Source organism: Paenibacillus sp. VMFN-D1 (genome assembly GCF_003386155.1).
Taxonomy (GTDB): Bacteria; Bacillota; Bacilli; order Paenibacillales; family Paenibacillaceae; genus Paenibacillus_AQ; species Paenibacillus_AQ favisporus.
On record NZ_QRDU01000012.1, the window covers coordinates 11,946 to 29,280 of the forward strand.

16 protein-coding genes are annotated in these 17,335 nt (G+C 55.0%); 10 read left to right on the top strand and 6 right to left on the bottom strand.

The features are described 5' to 3' along the window. Positions 1–83 precede the first annotated feature (83 nt). The 6 genes from C7820_RS32890 to C7820_RS32915 all read left to right on the top strand — a co-directional run bounded on the left by C7820_RS32890 (position 84) and on the right by C7820_RS32915 (position 6,267). Positions 84–1,133 (top strand): ABC transporter ATP-binding protein, encoded by a 1,050-nt coding sequence (locus tag C7820_RS32890; RefSeq protein WP_116234534.1) that lies wholly within the window; start codon positions 84–86, stop codon positions 1,131–1,133. Further along, on the top strand, positions 1,130–2,008 hold the full coding sequence (locus C7820_RS32895) for a carbohydrate ABC transporter permease (protein ID WP_089549057.1): 879 nt from the start codon (positions 1,130–1,132) through the stop codon (positions 2,006–2,008). Before C7820_RS32890 ends, C7820_RS32895 begins: the two co-directional genes overlap by 4 nt. A gap of 187 nt (positions 2,009–2,195) precedes the next feature. Beyond that, the gene (locus tag C7820_RS32900; protein ID WP_084204006.1) at positions 2,196–2,936 is read left to right on the top strand and encodes a carbohydrate ABC transporter permease; all 741 of its coding nucleotides are present in this window, start codon (positions 2,196–2,198) and stop codon (positions 2,934–2,936) included. 48 nt (positions 2,937–2,984) lie between these two features. Beyond that, positions 2,985–4,319, top strand: coding sequence for an ABC transporter substrate-binding protein (locus C7820_RS32905; RefSeq protein ID WP_258875809.1), 1,335 nt, complete (start codon positions 2,985–2,987; stop codon positions 4,317–4,319). Between the two features lie 42 nt (positions 4,320–4,361). Then, positions 4,362–5,150 (top strand): glycerophosphodiester phosphodiesterase family protein, encoded by a 789-nt coding sequence (locus C7820_RS32910; RefSeq protein WP_116234535.1) that lies wholly within the window; start codon positions 4,362–4,364, stop codon positions 5,148–5,150. 43 nt (positions 5,151–5,193) lie between these two features. After that, a complete protein-coding gene (locus tag C7820_RS32915) occupies positions 5,194–6,267 on the top strand; it encodes a phage baseplate protein (protein WP_116234536.1) in 1,074 nt (357 codons plus the stop codon). Positions 6,268–6,407: 140 nt separating this feature from the next. Here C7820_RS32915 and C7820_RS32920 read toward each other — a convergent pair whose 3' ends face one another. Beyond that, on the bottom strand, positions 6,408–6,872 hold the full coding sequence (locus tag C7820_RS32920; RefSeq protein WP_116234537.1) for a copper amine oxidase N-terminal domain-containing protein: 465 nt from the start codon (positions 6,870–6,872) through the stop codon (positions 6,408–6,410). Positions 6,873–7,577: 705 nt separating this feature from the next. Further along, positions 7,578–7,709, bottom strand: coding sequence for a hypothetical protein (locus C7820_RS33990; RefSeq protein WP_256993005.1), 132 nt, complete (start codon positions 7,707–7,709; stop codon positions 7,578–7,580). Between the two features lie 325 nt (positions 7,710–8,034). Here C7820_RS33990 and C7820_RS32925 point away from each other — a divergent pair, with 325 nt between their 5' ends. Further along, positions 8,035–9,561: an FAD-dependent monooxygenase gene (locus C7820_RS32925; RefSeq protein ID WP_116234538.1), complete on the top strand. Its 1,527-nt coding sequence runs from the start codon at positions 8,035–8,037 to the stop codon at positions 9,559–9,561. Positions 9,562–9,754: 193 nt separating this feature from the next. Here the strand turns inward: C7820_RS32925 and C7820_RS32930 are convergent, their stop codons facing one another. Both C7820_RS32930 and C7820_RS32935 read right to left on the bottom strand, forming a co-directional pair. Next, positions 9,755–10,885 (bottom strand): Gfo/Idh/MocA family protein, encoded by a 1,131-nt coding sequence (locus C7820_RS32930; RefSeq protein WP_116234539.1) that lies wholly within the window; start codon positions 10,883–10,885, stop codon positions 9,755–9,757. A gap of 18 nt (positions 10,886–10,903) precedes the next feature. Further along, positions 10,904–11,659, bottom strand: coding sequence for a sugar phosphate isomerase/epimerase family protein (locus tag C7820_RS32935; protein ID WP_116234540.1), 756 nt, complete (start codon positions 11,657–11,659; stop codon positions 10,904–10,906). A gap of 156 nt (positions 11,660–11,815) precedes the next feature. Between C7820_RS32935 and C7820_RS32940 the strand changes: the two genes are divergently transcribed. Then, positions 11,816–12,646 (top strand): AraC family transcriptional regulator, encoded by an 831-nt coding sequence (locus C7820_RS32940; RefSeq protein ID WP_116234541.1) that lies wholly within the window; start codon positions 11,816–11,818, stop codon positions 12,644–12,646. Between the two features lie 24 nt (positions 12,647–12,670). Here the strand turns inward: C7820_RS32940 and C7820_RS32945 are convergent, their stop codons facing one another. Further along, positions 12,671–13,642: an alpha-L-fucosidase gene (locus tag C7820_RS32945; protein ID WP_116234542.1), complete on the bottom strand. Its 972-nt coding sequence runs from the start codon at positions 13,640–13,642 to the stop codon at positions 12,671–12,673. A gap of 142 nt (positions 13,643–13,784) precedes the next feature. Between C7820_RS32945 and C7820_RS32950 the strand changes: the two genes are divergently transcribed. Continuing rightward, positions 13,785–14,663, top strand: coding sequence for a helix-turn-helix transcriptional regulator (locus C7820_RS32950; RefSeq protein WP_116234543.1), 879 nt, complete (start codon positions 13,785–13,787; stop codon positions 14,661–14,663). Positions 14,664–14,753: 90 nt separating this feature from the next. After that, positions 14,754–15,869, top strand: a complete 1,116-nt coding sequence (locus C7820_RS32955; RefSeq protein WP_116234544.1) for a substrate-binding domain-containing protein — start codon at positions 14,754–14,756, stop codon at positions 15,867–15,869. 131 nt (positions 15,870–16,000) lie between these two features. Here C7820_RS32955 and C7820_RS32960 read toward each other — a convergent pair whose 3' ends face one another. Next, positions 16,001–17,320: a family 43 glycosylhydrolase gene (locus tag C7820_RS32960; RefSeq protein ID WP_220376689.1), complete on the bottom strand. Its 1,320-nt coding sequence runs from the start codon at positions 17,318–17,320 to the stop codon at positions 16,001–16,003. Between the last annotated feature and the right edge of the window lie 15 nt (positions 17,321–17,335).

A 17,335-nucleotide genomic window follows, 5' to 3' on the forward strand; every position in this document is an offset into this window, starting at 1 on the left:
CCGTTCTTCATCATATGAAAGCGCTTGCCGTGGACGATGAACCCAAACAACACATAGCAACCGCTGGTGAAGGAGGAATCCGTGTGGCATCCATTGAGTTGGTCGATGTATCCCAATCGTTTGACAAAAACACCATCATCCCCCGTCTGAACCTGAAGATCGAAGATGGCAAATTCACCGTCCTGGTCGGTCCTTCGGGCTGCGGCAAGACCACCCTGCTCCGCATGATCGCCGGGCTCGACCGCCAGACTTCGGGGTCGGTTCTGATCGGCGGCAGCGACGTATCCGCCATTGCCCCGGGCCAAAGGGGCGTCGCGATGGTGTTTCAGAACTACGCCATTTATCCGACGATGTCCGTACGCGAGAATATCGAATTTGGCCTGAAAAACAACAAAGTACCCAAGGAGGAACGGACACGGCTCGTGGAAAGCATCAGCGAGACGGTCGGACTCCGCCCTTACCTTGACCGCAAGCCCTCCACCCTTTCGGGCGGCCAGCGGCAGCGGGTGGCGCTCGCGCGGGCGATGGTCAAGAAACCATCGGTGTTCCTGATGGACGAGCCCCTGTCCAACCTGGACGCCAAGCTCCGGGTGCAGATGCGCGTCGAGCTCATCGAGCTGCACAAGAAGCTCGGCTCCACCTTCGTCTACGTCACGCACGATCAGGTCGAAGCGATGTCCATGGCCGATACCATCGTGCTGATGAACCAGGGGGAGATTCAGCAGGAGGCTTCTCCGGCTGAAATTTACCGCGAACCGGATAATCTGTTTGCCGCGCAGTTTATCGGGGTCCCTCCGATGAACGTCGGCGACATGGGGCAGGACGGAGTCCGTTTTGGCTTTCGTCCGGAGCACGGGCTGCTGTCCACCGAGCCGGCGGATGCCCATTTTACGGCCAAGGGCGTCATCTCCACCCGGGAAATGCTCGGCTCAGAGACCATCTACCAGGTCCGTACAAGGGACCATTCCTTTATGATCAAATGCACCGAAGACCTGTTCAGCGTAGACCAGGACATCTATCTCTCCTTGGACGAATCCAAGCTTTTTCTCTTCGGAGCGGATGACAAGCGGATTTACCGCGATGACCGACGGCATAACACCTACCTTCATGCGCTAAGGGGACGTTTCCAATGAACCGGCGCAGAGTATGGGAGACGACCAGGCCGTACGCGCTCATTTTGCCGGCGATGATCGCCTTGTTCCTGTTCGTGGTCTACCCGGTCTTTTACCTCATTAAATTAAGCCTGTATAAATACAACCTGCTCAATAAGGACAAAAGCAAGTTCATCGGTCTTGACAACTACCGGGAAATCTTCACCCGGGACGATTTCTATCACGCCCTGGCCAACACCGCCGTCTACACGGTGGGCGTCGTGCTCTGCACCATGCTGCTCTCGCTCGGCGTGGCCGTATGGCTGCGGAAGCGGTCACGGTTCAACGCCATTCTGCAGGCAGGCCTGTTTACGCCGCATATCATTTCGATCGTCTCCATCGCGCTCGTCTGGATGTGGCTGATGGAGCCGGGACACGGCCTGCTCAATTATGTGCTGAAGGCCTTCGGACTTCCGGGATCGCCCTGGCTGCAGAGCTCCAGCACTTCCATGATTTCCGTGATCCTGGTCTCGGTGTGGCACAGCATCGGCTATTACGCCCTCATTATGGTGGCGGCGCTGCAGAGCATTCCCCCGACCATCTACGAAGCCGCTGCGCTGGACAATGCCAGCAGGTTCAAGGTGTTTTGGAAAATTACGCTGCCGCTGATCTCGCCGCAGTTGTTTTTCATCCTCGTCATCATGACGATCGGCTCCTTCAAGGTGTTCGATACGGTCAAAATCATGACCGGGGGCGGCCCCAACGGCTCAACGACGACGCTCGTGTACTACATCTACGAGTTCAGAACGACCAGCATCGGCTTCGCTTCGGCCACCGGCGTCGTGCTGATGGCGATCATCGCGGTGCTGACCTTTGTTTACTTCAAAGTCCTTGCCCAGCGGATTCACTACCAATGAGCCGCACCATGGGCAGACAACAACCTGAGGGGGTGCTTTTCCCGTGCTGATCCAGGAAAAGAAACAAGTCGGCGGAAAGCTGCGTTACCGGATCCGGGACCATGCGTCCCTCCGGCTTCTGAAACGGCTTCTGGGCTTCGTGGCCAAGCTCGCCGTGCTGATCGTGTTTATTTTTCCGTTCCTGTGGATGATATCCACTTCGCTGCAAACCTTTGAGGAGACGCTGGCCTTTCCGCCGACGTGGATTCCCGCCGCGCCGCAGTGGCATAATTTTGCCGAGGCCATGAGGTCGGCTCCCTTCGTGACCTATGCGAAAAACTCGGTCATCATCACCGTCTCCGTCATCGTGCTGCAAATGATCGTGATGATCCCGGCGGCGTACGCATTTGCCAAATACCGCTTCTGGGGCCGGAACCTGCTGTTCGGCATCGTGCTGCTCGCCTTCATGATTCCCGGGCAGGTAACGTTCATTCCCGTCTACCTGATGATGGCGGATTGGGGCATCAACAACACCCTTTTGCCCCAGATTATTCCGTTCATGGCCAATGCCTTCGGGATTTTCCTGCTCCGCCAGTATTTTATGCAAATCCCGCAGGAGATCATTGAGTCCGCCCGGCTGGACAATGCCAGCGAGTTCAAAATCATGCAGAAGATCATGATCCCCATGGCCGTTCCCGCCTTGGCCACCGTCGCCTTGTTCAGCTTTGTGAGCCATTGGAACGACTACTTCTGGCCGCTCGTCGTCACCGACTCGACCGCCGTCCGGCCGCTGACGATCGGGATCGCCATGCTCAGGGAATCCGAGGGCGTATCCAACTGGCATATCATCATGGCGGGCAACGTTGTGCTTGTCCTGCCGATCCTGATCGTGTATTTGTTTGCTTCCAAGCAGATCGTCAAGGCTTTTGTATACTCCGGTATTAAATAAGCTGTCGCTAAAAACGAAGTTAAATCACCTGAAAATGGAGGAGTTTCTGTGAAGAACAAGTTTCCATTCATCGCGCTGACCCTGGCGCTGATCATGACTTTATTGGCAGGATGCAGCGGAGGCGGAAGCGGGTCCGAAGGCGAAACGGCTGGCACGGACAGCAAGGCCGCTTCGGAAGAGGCATCCGGCAATTCCGGTAATTCCGGCTCCGGCAAGGAGACCATCCAGTTCTGGCACTCGATCGGCGGCAAGAACGGGGAGTTTCTGGACGCCATGATCAAGCGGTTCAACAGCTCCCAGGACAAAATCGAGGTCGTCGGAACGTTCCAGGGCAGCTACCAGGAAACGGTAACGAAGCTGCAGCAGGCCGTTGCGGCCAAGACCGCGACGGACGTGACGATGCTTGAGCGTTCCAACGTGCAGCTGTTCGCGGACGCGGAAGTTCTGGAAGACCTGGCCCCCTACATGGAAAAGTCCGGCCTCAGCAAGGACGATTTTGAGGAGGGGCTGATGGGGCATTCCTATTTTAACGATAAGCTGGTCTCCCTTCCGTTTAACCGCTCCACGCCGGTGATGCACATCAACAAGTCGATGCTGGACGAAAAAGGCTTGTCCATCCCGACAACCTGGGACGAATTGAAAAAAACAGCCGAAGCGCTGGTCGTCAAGGAAAATGGCGAGGTGAAACGCTACGGGCTGACGATGCCGTACGATACCTGGTATCCAATCGCCATGATTACGCAGGCCGGAGGCAAGTTCTTCAACGATGAGGGCACGTCCGTCGGTTATACGACCGAAGCGTCCAAGACCTTCAAGTATCTGAAGGAGCTGCAAAATGCCGGCGCCCTCTACTATCCGCCAAGCCAGGACTCCGGCAACATTACGAATCAAATGTTTACGAGCGGCAAGGTGGGGATTCTTTTCCAATCGACCGGTTCGATCTCCGGCCTGACTCAAGGTGCGAAGTTCGATTATGTGACGGCATTCCTTCCGCAGGATAAGCAGTACGCTACTCCGACCGGGGGCGGCAACGTGGCCATGATGGCGGCCTCCAAGCATAAGGATGCGGCCTGGGAGTTCATGCACTGGCTGATGACCAGTCCGGAAGGCGCGCAGCAGTTCGTTATCGATACGGGATACCTTCCTTTCACGAAGCAGATGGTCGAATCGGACGCCATCAAGCAGCTGTGGGAAAAGGAGCCGAACCGGAAGGTGGCTTTTGAGCAGCTCCAATACGCCGTTGATACCAACAAGAGCGTCCAGTGGCCGCAGGTCGAGCAGGAGTTTAACAAGGCGATCCAAGCGATCATGTACGATAACAAAGACGTTGATGCCACACTGAACAGCTACAAGGAAGAAGTGGACCGGATCTTGAAAAATTAACGTGATCCCATTCCCGCCAATAACAAGGAGGTACACTGTCTTATGCTAGAGCATTTGAAGCAGCTGCAGTCCATCGTGGTATCCGGACACCGCGGCTGGAAGTCCGCATATCCGGAAAATACGCTCTTGTCGTTTCAACAGGCGCTGGATCTCGGCGTCGATATGCTGGAGCTGGACCTGCGCATGACCCGCGACGACGTCGTGGTGGTCATCCATGATGCCACCGTCGACCGGACGACGGACGGATCGGGCCCGGTCAGCGATTATACGCTGGAGGAGCTGAAGCGGCTGGATGCCGGCGGCTGGTTCGGCAAAGTGTTCGAGGGACTTAAGGTTCCGACCTTCGAGGAATTCTGCGAGCTGATCGCCTCTTATCCGGACGTTCTGCTGAACGTGGAGATCAAACCGGACGAACGGGCTCTGGAAACCGCGGACGCCGCCATTGTCCAGCTTGCATCCCACGGGGAGCTTCACCGGTGTGTATTTACCAGCTTTGACGCCACGGTTCTGGCGCATATCCACGACAAGCATGGCCTTAAGACGCAGGGCTTTCCCGGTGAGCAGATGCACAACTATGTGCCGGGACCCGAGGGGACGATTTCGAAAATGTGGGCGGTGGGACTCAGCATGAAGCTGCTGACGCCTGCCCGGGTGAAGGAATACGAGGATCTGGGCATCCTGCCGTGGTGCTACTGCCCGGACGACGATCAGCAGGTCTACTACGCGCTCGGCTGCGGTTCCCTGCTGATGACGGTGAACAACCCGCTCCCGGCCATGCGGATTCGGGAGCAGATGGATCTCTCTCCCACAAATTTCATGCCGCAACCGTGAATGTCCGGTTTCATCCCAACCCTGGATTGGAGGATTGATGTCCATGGATCATTCGAAATTTAACAGCCGTTGGGCCGTAAAGGGATTGGCCCGCCGCACACTGATGAAATTAACGGCAGGCTTCCTAATCGCCGCCCTCCTGCCTCTCTCCGCTTCCGGCGCTCATGCGCAGCCGTCGCCGCTGAAGTCCAAAATGTTCGACCTGTCGCAGGAGGCGAAGGAAGTGATCCGCGAGAAGCCGCTGCACAACGGAACCGTGCTTCAGTCCTTTGCCATCGATAATGCGAACGGGCGTATTTATACCGTTCAGCTCATGGCCGGCGGACAGCAGCTCCCCGGCGAAACCGCACCAGTGAGCGGAGCCGCCCGCTCCAGCAGCGGCGATCTGGCCCTGACCCAGCTGGATATGAACGGAAACGAGCTGGGGCACATGTTCCTGAAGGGATTTGGCCACGGCGTGCAGATCGGCGTGGAGGCGGACGGGTCGCAGGCCTACTTATGGTCGGAGACCGACTCGGTGACGGAGTCGGGCAGCGGCTGGGGAACCCAGCTGACCCGGTTCGCCTTCCAGGACGGCGCCATCCTGACGCCGGAGTCTCCGGAGCTTGAGAAGTACCGGCTGATCCCCGGTGCCGACCGGACGACGGTCCATATCGACCAGGCGAACGGGCTGCTGACGATGCGTTACCGTCTGAACGGAGCCTTCCATTTTGGCGTATATGAGCTGGAGAAAGTTAAGCAGCACATCTACGAGCCGGTGGCGGACGTCCTCCAGCCTTCCCTCGGCACGTTTCAGGGCTTCGCCTCCTACGGCGGTTACCTGTATCTCCTGGAGGGCAGCGCCTACGGTTCGGCCGGCTCGGTCGAAGGCACCGGCAATACGTACATCACCGTCGTGAAGCTGAGCACCGGGGAGGTCGTGGACCGGCAGCTCATCCTTACCGCGCCGGAACTGACGTACCGGGAGCCTGAGGGGATGTCGATCCGGATTCCGGACATCAGGCACCCGCAGAAAGCCGAGCTGTGCTTCGGCTTTGCGTCCGCCTTTACGCCTAACCGGCTCGCCAGCATCTACGCCTTTGACCGGCTCCTGCCGGAGCAGGCGCTGCAGGATTAAAATTAAAATGAGGAAGGCGGCCGTGTATGGCCGCCTTTCTTTTTATATGAAGCCGTATTCCGGGGGAGGTTCAAAGGACGATTCTTCAAGATGCTTATGCCCCTAGCAAATGTAAAGGAAATATTCATGTCGTTGATATTTTACGGCTTGAAGGAAATATCAACATACGTCGCGCCATCCTTGGCGGATGCATTCACGGTTGCTCCTAACACTTCAGAGACAAATCTGATGGGCACCATGACTCTCATAAAAGGCATCTCCGGAGCGCTTGGCAGAATTTTCGCCTCACCATTTACATAAGCAGTCGTACTTCCGATTGTCATGGTCATGACGGTTCCGTCATTCGATTGAATGGTCACTTGCTGTTTATTCTTGTCCCAGCTTACCGATTGTCCCATTCCTTCTGAAATAACCCTTAGCGGAACATATGCGGTATTTGTAGCCTTGTTTATATATGGGGGTGTCGAATCTGATTCTATTGGAGCACCATTTAATTGGACGTACAAAGAATAAATGATCCTTGGAGGAGAAGCATTTGCGGGAATACTCATAAAAATGGTTAGGAGACTGGTTAGGAAAACAGGAATGACAATTTTTTTGAACATTTTGTATTATCCTCTCTATTTAAATAAATCTACTCATAGGATTCATGAAACCACAACGCTGGTCTCGCTCTGGCTGTTAATCCATTTGCTCCATAACATTCCCCAGATGATTTCCGAAATTTTTCAAAGTAAGGAACGCAACGAGCAAGAGGATCACCGTCACACTAATCGCCACAACCACTCGTTTAAAGGTCATTTTTATACCCCATTTCTAATTAGGATCATTAACCATAGTCACGAAGGACAGCAGGCTTCGACTCACTTTTTCGTTCATATTTAAAACCCCTGTTGCTAGAAAAAGTTTAATTTTCAGGATTTACCATTTTATATGTAACTACTACTATACTGAGAGCGTCTTGTTACTACAAGGCGTATTCTAGTTCAGAGCATCAATATTAAGGAGGAGAACAACCATCTAATTTGCTAGTTAATTTAAAATGAGAAAGGAGCAGATAATATGAAATTCAATAGAATTGCCAGGTGGTTGCTCCCAGCTGTTGTTTGTCTGCTATTACCTATGCCCTCCGTTACCTTAAGGCTTACCGTGTAGCGGTCCGCTTTTTGTGGTATACTTGAAATAGATCAAGCGTAAACTAAAAAAGCCACGATGCTGGTAACATCGTGACTTTGACAAAGGCCGGCGGGCGACCACGGCGAGAATTCAGTTCAAGAACCGAAGAACCACCGGATTGCTAGGCTCCCAACCTAATCCCGGTGGTTTTTCTTGTTATGCCGCGCTTGCTTCCAGGCACTGACCAAAGTTTTCAGGCCAGTAATGATACCGACCAGCTTCAGCAGTCCGTCCAAAAGCTTTAAGGCCACTTCAAGAATGGACACGGCGTCACCCCCTTTCGGGCTTGCTTCGCCGTGTCCTCCCACCGGTTACTTTGTCCTTTCGATTATACCACAATCTACCATTTGCTAATTGCTAATTCTCTCACTTATCCGGACACCGGATCCTCTCATTTCACATTAAAAATGCCTCTCTCTTTCGATATCATCTGATTTAACAGCCCCAGCTTCCAAACCATATTCCCCGGCTCCCTGAACACTCCACCGGTTTGTGCCGCTTACTGATCACAATCAGCCCTTTTGTTGATGGCGTTTCGAAGGATAAAAACTATAATGTACACATAAGCTCCAAAAAAAGGAGGCAGCGATCATGCAACCTCAGGTTTTGATTGTCGGCGCCGGTCCGACCGGTCTCGTTTTGGCTCTGGCCCTGGAGAAGCAGGGAATCCCTTTTCGAATCATCGATCAACGGTCCGGACCGAGAGAAGCCTCCAGAGCCATGGTCGTTCATGCCAGAACCCTGGAGTTCTACCAGCAGTTCGGCATAGCGGATTCATTTGTGCAGCGCGGCATCCCCATGCATACCGGCCAAATTATGAAGAACGGCAAGCTTAAGGGAACCATCAACTTTGGTGATTTTGGAGAAGAAATCAGCCCCTTTCCCTATGTACTCAGCCTGCCTCAGGACGAGCATGAAGCCCTTCTCATCGAGCATCTCGACTCCAAAGGAATCCATGTGGAGTGGAATACCGGGCTCGTTTCCCTTCAGGAAGGGAATGAAGCGGTGCATGCCGTCACGACCCGGCAAGGGAGCGAAGAGAAACAAGCGTATGCCTATGTGTGCGGGTGCGATGGGGCGCATAGTACGGTCCGCAAGGAGATGGGACTGGAGTTTCCCGGAGGAACGTATGAGCAGATGTTTTTCGTGGCTGATGTGGGGAGTAAAGAGCCCGTGACAAACGTGACAATGAACTTTTTTGAAGAAGGCTTCTGTCTGGTCTTCCCGATCCGCACGAGCGGACAGGTCCGGCTCATCGGACTGATTCCGCCCAAGATCCTAAATCAGGGAATTCCCGCGAATTTGGAGCCTCTGATTCCTTATGTGGAAAGAAATACGGGAGTGCACATCAGCCAGGTGAACTGGTATTCGACTTATAAAAGCCATCACCGGGTATGCGAGCACTTCCGCAAAGGACGGGTCTTTATCGCCGGGGATGCGGCCCATGTGCACAGCCCGGTCGGAGGGCAAGGCATGAATACCGGCATTGGGGACGCCGTGAATCTGGGCTGGAAGCTTGCCGCGGTTCTTCTGGACAAAGCGGACGCCGGCGTTCTCGATTCCTACGAGACGGAGCGGATTGCTTTTGCCCGGACGCTCGTGGCCACCACAGACCGGCTGTTCCAATCGCTCGTAGGGGGCGGCATCATGACCTCTCTGGTTCAGGACATGGTCATTCCCCATATCGTTCCCCTGCTTCTGGACGTCCCGCCTATACGAAAAATGGCCTTTGAGCGGCTGTCGCAAACGCAAATCCGTTACCGGGACAGCATGCTGAGCAGCGGTGCTTCCGGCTCCGTTCACGGCGGCGACCGTCTGCCCTGGATTCAGACTGCCCATGGGGACAACTTCGAACCGCTGCAATCCGTCGATTGGCAGCTGCATGTGTACGGCCAAGCATCGCCAGGTCTGCGCCGGCTCAGCGAAACGACAGGCATCCCCTTGCATGATATGGGGTGGACGCCATCCATGAAAGCAGCCGGCATGCATCCCGATTCGGCAGTTTTGGTCCGGCCGGACGGATACGTCGCGTTAGCGGAACCTCACCAGGATACCGGTGCGATTCAGGCGTACCTCGATCGATTTCATATTGCTCCGTTTACACACGAAAAGAGCTGACGCTGGCGTCGGCTCTTTTCGCTTGTTGCTGGATGCGGTTGTATTCGAAACATGCTGAAGCTATGGCGGATTCGGCTTATCGCTTGGATATTGCTTGAACTCTTAGCGAGGTACGGCAGCTGGAATTCAGTCCGGATCACAAAACATTGTCCAATCCTTCCGCCGTTTCCAACTCGCCGTACCTTATCTATCGTTAGATACCAGCAGTCACCTTATGTTTCGACGCCTCTATCCGCTTATTCAGCTCCTCCAAAAACAGATCCTCGTCGATGGGAAGCGCTACGGTGTCGCCGATCCAGCTCGACAGATGCATCGCATTGGACAGCATTAAACTGTTGATGCCCTCCTCACCGTCAGCGATCAGCGGCGCACCGTCCAGGACGGCCTTGGCAAACGAAGCGATGACGCCGGTATGCTGGCTGTTGTCACCTTGCGTCTCGATGACGGACACTTCCACGGGAGGCGTGGCAAAGCCGTCCTTCGTTGTAAAACAGTATTCACGCTCGTTCTGGCTCAACTTGTGCAGCGTCAGCGTATTATTTTCGCACACCAGCTTGCCCATTTCCAGCGTAATTTCCAAACGGTTCGTTCCCGGCAGGTCGGCCGTCGTCGTGACGAATACGCCCGTGGCTCCGTTCGGGAATTCCATATATGCCGTGACGTCATCCTCCACCTCAATGTTATGCCACTTGCCTTCATGGCAAAAGGCGCGGACTTGGGCCGGCATGCCGCAAATCCATTGGAGGAGGTCGATGTTGTGCGGGCATTGGTTGATAAGCACGCCTCCGCCTTCCCCGGCCCAGGTGGCGCGCCAGCTTCCCGAATCATAATAGGCCTGCGACCGGTACCAGTCGGTAATGATCCAGTTCACCCGCTTAATCGCGCCAAGCTCGCCGCTGTGCACGAGCTCATGCATTTTACGGTACATCGGATTGGTCCGCTGGTTAAACATCATGCCAAAGATACGGCCGCTCTCCCGCGCCTTCTCGTTCATTTCCCGCACCTGCTTCGTGTAGACGCCGGCCGGCTTTTCGCATAAAACGTGCAGTCCTTTGGTGAAAGCCATAATGGCGAGCCTTGGATGGTCGTAGTGCGGCGTCGCAATAATCACGGCATCACATAGGCCGCTGTCCATCAACTCGTCAGGAGTTGCAAAGTAGCCAATGTCGCCTTGCAAATACGTTTTGGCGTTCTCCAGCCGCATGTCGTCCATTTCCGACACTGCGGTCAGCTCCGCCTCCGGCACGATACCCTTGTTTAATTTTTTGGCATGATCCGACCCCATATTGCCCATCCCGATGACGCCGATCCGTAATTTAGACATCAAGACCCTCCATTCTCCTTAGCGGTAGCCAAGGGAAGCCAAATTGTTGTAGCTCGTCTGCAGGCAGTCGAACGGACTCGTCTGGCACACGTCCTGCTCGACCAGCAGATATTTTGTATTCGCTTGTTCAAGCGCTTTCAAAATCGCCGGAAAATTCATGTTCCCTTCCATGACGGGGGCCATCAGCTGCTGCGTTCCCTGGACGGCCATGTCCTTCAAATGCACGCAGTGAAGGCGGTCCTTCAACTTGCCGATCCATTCGCATACGTCGGCGCCGGCCGCCTGTACCCAATATGTATCGAGCGTAATGCCCATCTCCTCCGGCGCGAAATCCTCCACCAGCCGCTCAATGAGGCGCTTGCCGCCGATTTTTTCTAACTCAAAATGATGGTTGTGGTACATGAACAGCTTGCCTGCCTTGGCGATCCGACCTGTCGCTTCCCGGAAGTCTTCCGCGAAATACCCGTACCAGTCGAGACCGCGGTATTTATCAGGCATCGATCCAATGCCGATGTAATCGCAGCCCAGAATATGATGCTCCTCAATGACTTGATCCGTTTCGTTCAGGATCCGGTCCGGGCTCGTATGCGTCAGCGCGATTTGAAGCGACAGCTCGTCGCAAATGGCGCGAAGCGTCTCGGGACGGATGGAACCGATGGCCGAAATCTGGACCGACGTATAGCCCATAGCCGCAATTTTTTGCAATGTTCGCCGAATATCTTTTTCCGTCTGGAGAAAGGATCGGACGGTGTACAATTGTGCGCCTAAAATCATGAAATATGGCCCCTCCTTCAAGATTTCCAAAAGTGCATTCTCCCCTTAATTATAGTCCCGGCACCCGGAATCACCATTGTAAATCGAAGCCATAACATTGCAAATATAGCGGTCATTCGTTAGACTAAACCCAACATTGCTTGAGGGGGCGAACGGATGCTGTACGCCAATATCCATACCGACTCATTGAATTTCCACCATGCGGCCGACCGGCGCAAAACGGACCAATATGCGCTGCACTGCCACAATTTTTACGAGGTGTACTATTTTATCGCCGGAGAAGTCAGCTATCTGGTCGAGGGCAAGCGCTACGTACCGGAACCGCACAGCCTGCTGCTCATCGCCCCACACGTGTTCCACGGCGTAAAAATCGAAAGCGACATCCCTTATGAAAGGATATCGCTCCATTTTGTGCCCGGATTTCTTCCGCCCGAAAACCAGTCCGCCTTATTATCTCCCTTCCATCCCGATGATGGTCCGGCAGGGATCTATTACAAGGATGACGGAAACCGCGTTATGTTTACTTTTTTCAAGCAGCTGATGGAAGCCCGGCATGCCGATGCCGCCATTCGCGATCTTGCGCTCCGGGTGCGCCTTGAGGCGCTGTTGTCGCAGATCTTGATCCACAGCTATGCGCTGAAAGGCACATCGGAGACCTCATCTTCCGCTCCGTCGATCCAGCGAATCATCGCTTACGTCAACGACCATATCACCGAATCGGTCTCGCTCGACGATCTGTCCGCCGCCTTTTATATCAGCAAGCATCATTTGAACAAAATGTTCCGCAGAGCGACAGGCACAACCATCGGCAATTATATCATCCATAAACGGGTCGTGATGGCGCAAAATTTGATGCTTCAGGGCCATACCGCGAGTTCGGCGGCCGCCGCCGTCGGCTTCCATGATTATTCTTCTTTTTTCCGTGCGTATAAAAAGGTGCTGGGCTGCGCTCCGTCCGCCAAACGACATCCCATGCTGCTCCATTAAATCGCCTCAAGGGCTTGCAGCAGCTTACCCCCGGGTCAGCCACCCTTCGGGAATGACGGTCAGATCGCCGGGTTTCCGGTACCGCTGTCCGATCTCCCGGAAGCGCTCCAGCACGTTCGCGTCCAGCAGTCCCTGCCGGTTGGGAGCCCCATTCAACAGAAAGGTCACGTTCTGGCGGTTGCAGTCCTGAACCATGTCCAGTGCCCAATCCACTGATTTCAGCTCTCTGGCCGTATCCGTCGTTCTCCAGAACCAGGTTTTCGTTAATACGTTGCAGCTGGCCCCCGGCCCCACAAAGCCGTCTTCCACTTCCTGCCCTGCCGCATTTTCATAAAACACGACGTCCGTATGATTCAGGTTGGTCTCGCAGCTGATGTTCATCAGCAAGCACTGAGGCTGCAGCGACTTGACCCAGGCGTCGATTTCCTCGAACGGAAGGTTCTCGTACGAAGGGCCGCCCCAATGGGCGTTCCAGCCGTCGATAATGAGGAACGGAAGCTCGCCGTAGTTCGTCAGCAGCTCCTCAAGCTGGTTTTTAATGAACTGCTTATCCTCCGGCGTGCATTTTCTCCGACCGATTTGGTGATGCAGGTCCAGCATGGAAAAATACAGCCCCGCCTCGATCCCTTCCGCCCGGAACGCGTCCAGGTATTCCTTGACGACATCCCGCTGACTCGCTGCGTTGCGAACGCAATGCTCTGTGTACTTCGTCGGCCACAAGCTGAAGCCTTCATGATGCTTCGCGGTCAATGCCGCAAAGCTCATCCCCGCCGATTTGGCGGCCTTCGCCCATTGCGAGCAGTCCAGCTGCTCCGGATTCCAGTCCTTCGGGTCGAAAGGGAACCGGCGGGGCTCATCCCCGTTCTCGTGATCGTATTCCCAATCGATAATGTCCGAATCGGCAAACTGAAACGTTGCGCTGTTGAAGTGAATAAACATCCCGAACCGCTGATTCACAAACCACTGCTGCCTTTGGATGAGTGCCTGTTGATCCATAACTCACTGCCTCCCTGACTTCACTTAAATCATATAATATCTACCACTCTACAGGATCATCTTCCTTGACACAGCTGACAATGACGACTTCTTATAGTACAATCTCTACATTCGTTTTTTATCGAAAAGGAGCTTTAGCGGTATGCTCGTACTTGAACTCAAGGTGCCGCCGTTTCCGCTGCTGGCCGCGGTCGGCCATACGGTGTGGCAGGCAGGCGTGATGCATGCCGAGCGGCAATTCGAAGCCTTTGACCTGATCGTTTGCGCCAAGGGCACGCTATATATGGAGGAGAACGGGATTGCATATGATATCCGGGAAGGAACGATGCTCGTCCTGGAGCCTGGCAAAACGCACCGCGGCTGCCGTCCGACCGATCGTGAAACCGAAGTGTATTGGATCCATTTCGAATACCCGGCGGATGAGCAGCCGGTTCTGACCGAGAAAAGCCACTGGCATCTGCCGCTGCTGAACCGGTCGGATCAGGATACCCAGGCCCAGCCGGGCCTGGTGGACATCCCCAAATTTGCCGAAATCGATTTGCGAACGATGGTGCCGATCCTGCAGGACATGCTGAAAGTGCACGGCATGCTTACGCCCTACGGAGTCTACGAACTGCACATGTTATTCGGCAGGTTCCTGGTCGAACTGCAGGGAAGCATGAGAAAAGGCGGTCCGCATGCCCGCTCGTTTTTCCTTGGAGAGCAGGTCGCAGCCTATTTGGCGGACAACCTTGAAGTTCCCTTCGACTCCGCAGGCATGGAGCGCGACCTGCATTACCATTTCGACTACTTGGCGCGCTGCCTGAAACAATATTCGGGGATGAGTCCGCTGCAATACCGGCATCATCTGCAGATGGAGCGGGCCAAGCGGCTGCTGGCGCATTCGGAGCTGCCCCTGGTCAAAGTCGCCGAACAATGCGGATTTCGGGACAACAACTATTTTACGCGTCTGTTTAAACGCCAAACCTCGTTCACTCCCGGGGAGTACAGGAAACGGTATCAGGTGTTCCGGGTGGATTGAAATATTGGCTTGGTTTGATATACTAAATAAAAGCTATACACGACTTGTGTGCACATTTCAAGGAACGTTAACGAGAATCGGAGAATAATAATGCCGAAAGACCCAGCAAAATTGTTATATCAAATGATTAAGGACGACATCCTCGCGAGAATTGAAAATCATCAGTTCGAATACGATAAGCCGATTTGTACGGAGAAAAGCCTGTCCGAGCAGTACGGCGTCAGCCGCATTACCTCCAAACGGGCTATCGAGGATTTGGAGCAGGCCGGCATCCTGTACCGCAAACGCGGGGTGGGGAGCTTCGTGAGGCGTATTCCTCTATCCGCTCAGCCGGAAAGCTCTGTCTCTTCCCTTCCGGACGGGCTGCCACCGGGGAGGACCATACCGGTCATCCTGCCTTTCGCCGTCAACCAGGGCGGTTTCTTCCGGATCGTTGAGGCGGCTACCGCGCGGCTGGACGGCGCCAATGTTCATTTGGCAATCCATATTTGCGAGCCGGATCCGGATAAGATGAGAAGCCTGCTGCTCCGGCTCTTTGCTCAAGACGTGGACACCCTCATTCTGTATCCGGCGGGCAACGAGCTGCATTTGGACGTGCTCAGGAAGTTTACCGAGCAGGGCAAGCAGGTCATCATCCTGGATAAGCCGCATGATATTCCTTATTTAAGCAGCGTGGTCTGCGACAATTTCGGGGGCAGCTACCAGCTGACCCGGCATCTGGTCGATTACGGGCACCGCCGGATCGCCTACGTCTCCCGCTTCTCGCCCCGTGACATGTCCAGCTTGTCCGCACGCTTCAGCGGGTTTACGAAATGCATGAACGATCACGGGCTCGAAGTGGTCTCCGAGTACGTCAAATTTAATGTCACGCCCGATTACCATATGCTGAAGCATATCATTAACGGGTTTTACCGGTCGGGCGTCACCGCTATCGAGTGCGAGAACGACGAGGTCGCCTTTAACGTATACATGTGCTGTCTCGGTTTGTCGATCCGGGTACCCGAGCAGATGAGCATTACCGGCTTCGACAATATCGAGTGGGCGGTGACCGGCAGCGCGCAAATCACCACCATCGATCAGAATTTCAGCGTCATCGGCGAAACGATCGCCGACCTCATTCTGAACGGAGACCGTCGCCCCGTTATCACGACCGTCCCCGTAAGCCTTGTTCCCAGGGCCTCGACCGGGCCTGCAACGGCGGATTAACGGAAGGAAGGCAGCGTCCAGGAGACGCGGTTTCCTAATCCCTGGCACAACCATAAACGGCCCCTGCCGCCGGTAAGCTTAACAGCTGGCCGGTGTACAGGGGCCGCTTGGTTAAGCTAAGCCCAAATCTCTTATTCTTCGAATCGGCTGACCGACAGTCCGCCTACAGCAATGCGGCCGTGCCCGCCCGTCAACCGGATTGTATTCTGCGTTCCAGGCTGCAGCCGGACCGTGAACGATGCGGTGCCCTCCGCTTCCTCGCCGCTTCCTGTTCCGGGGGCGTTGATCAGCGTGTAATCATGGCCGTTGACCGTTAAGTTCAGCTTGGCCAGGGCTTCGTCCGTGCTGTAATGGATGTACAGTGCGGCCCGTCCGCCGCTGCCGCCGTCGACGCCGCCGAATTCGCAGTAAGCGCCCCCGGCGTCCAGTCCGCGGACGACTGCTTCTGCTCCAGATCCGCCCGTAACTTCAGCACCTCCTCCCGTAGTGCTTACTGACGCCGCATAGTAGGCCGAAACTTCGGCTTCCGGCGCTTCACCGACAGACTTGACGCTGCTCTTGGTCTGAACCACCGTTTGAATGGTCCCGTCTTCGTTAAAATGCAGGCTGTCGATGCACACGCTGCGCAGGTTCCCGTGTCCTGAAATGTCCTGGTTATGATAGAACAGGTACCACTGTCCTTTGTACTCCACCACCGAGCCATGCGTCGTCGAGCAGCCGGTCGGTTCCAGGAAAATGCCCTGATAGGTCCACGGACCAAGCGGATGCCGGCTTGTCGCGTATCTCATCCGGTTGTTGTCCTCCAGATTGTCGGCGTAGGTGAGGTAGTACAGCCCGCCCCGCTTGAACACCCAGGCGGCTTCATGAAAATCCTCCAGCCCCGTCATATCCTGCATCGAACCTTTGATGGACATCATGTCCTCGCCCAGTTCCCCGCCCTGGCATTTGCTGCCGCCGCCGTAATACATATACGCCCTGCTGTCGTCATCGACGAAGACGCACGGGTCGATCATGGCGAAGCCGCCGAGCCCTTCGATATAGCCTTGGTCGACAAATCCGCTGGCCGGCTTATCGCTGGTTGCCACGCCGATTTTCCACGTATCGTTCCAGTCCGATCCGCTCGGATGCGGATAATAGAAATAATACGTGCCGTTCTTGTAAGCGCAGTCAGGAGCCCACATGAATCCGCCTTCCGGGCGCCCCCAGGCCACGTCCCGTGAATGGAGAATCTCGCCTTCGTCGACCCAATTCACCAGGTCATCTGAGGAAAATACGTGGTAAGCGTCCATCAGATCGCATCCCCGCGGCGGATCGATATCATGGGAGGCGTATATGTATATTCTTCCGTCCTCCCACACATGGGCAGAAGGGTCCGCCGTATAAATGCTGGTGATGACCGGATTATGGCCGGCCGGTTTGATAAAGGCTTTTGGAATTCCCTGAGTGGTCATGGTATGTTCTCCCCT

Excerpts from the sequence above, each read along its gene's own strand:
- C7820_RS32950 (WP_116234543.1), top strand. The coding sequence starts at position 13,785 with ATGCTCGTACTTGAACTCAAGGTGCCGCCGTTTCCGCTGCTGGCCGCG.
- C7820_RS32910 (WP_116234535.1), top strand. The coding sequence starts at position 4,362 with ATGCTAGAGCATTTGAAGCAGCTGCAGTCCATCGTGGTATCCGGACAC.
- C7820_RS32925 (WP_116234538.1), top strand. The coding sequence starts at position 8,035 with ATGCAACCTCAGGTTTTGATTGTCGGCGCCGGTCCGACCGGTCTCGTT.
- C7820_RS32915 (WP_116234536.1), top strand. The coding sequence starts at position 5,194 with ATGGATCATTCGAAATTTAACAGCCGTTGGGCCGTAAAGGGATTGGCC.
- C7820_RS32935 (WP_116234540.1), bottom strand. The coding sequence starts at position 11,659 with ATGATTTTAGGCGCACAATTGTACACCGTCCGATCCTTTCTCCAGACG.
- C7820_RS32940 (WP_116234541.1), top strand. The coding sequence starts at position 11,816 with ATGCTGTACGCCAATATCCATACCGACTCATTGAATTTCCACCATGCG.
- C7820_RS32900 (WP_084204006.1), top strand. The coding sequence starts at position 2,196 with ATGATATCCACTTCGCTGCAAACCTTTGAGGAGACGCTGGCCTTTCCG.
- C7820_RS32960 (WP_220376689.1), bottom strand. The coding sequence starts at position 17,320 with ATGACCACTCAGGGAATTCCAAAAGCCTTTATCAAACCGGCCGGCCAT.
- C7820_RS32930 (WP_116234539.1), bottom strand. The coding sequence starts at position 10,885 with ATGTCTAAATTACGGATCGGCGTCATCGGGATGGGCAATATGGGGTCG.
- C7820_RS32895 (WP_089549057.1), top strand. The coding sequence starts at position 1,130 with ATGAACCGGCGCAGAGTATGGGAGACGACCAGGCCGTACGCGCTCATT.
- C7820_RS32955 (WP_116234544.1), top strand. The coding sequence starts at position 14,754 with ATGCCGAAAGACCCAGCAAAATTGTTATATCAAATGATTAAGGACGAC.
- C7820_RS32945 (WP_116234542.1), bottom strand. The coding sequence starts at position 13,642 with ATGGATCAACAGGCACTCATCCAAAGGCAGCAGTGGTTTGTGAATCAG.
- C7820_RS32920 (WP_116234537.1), bottom strand. The coding sequence starts at position 6,872 with ATGTTCAAAAAAATTGTCATTCCTGTTTTCCTAACCAGTCTCCTAACC.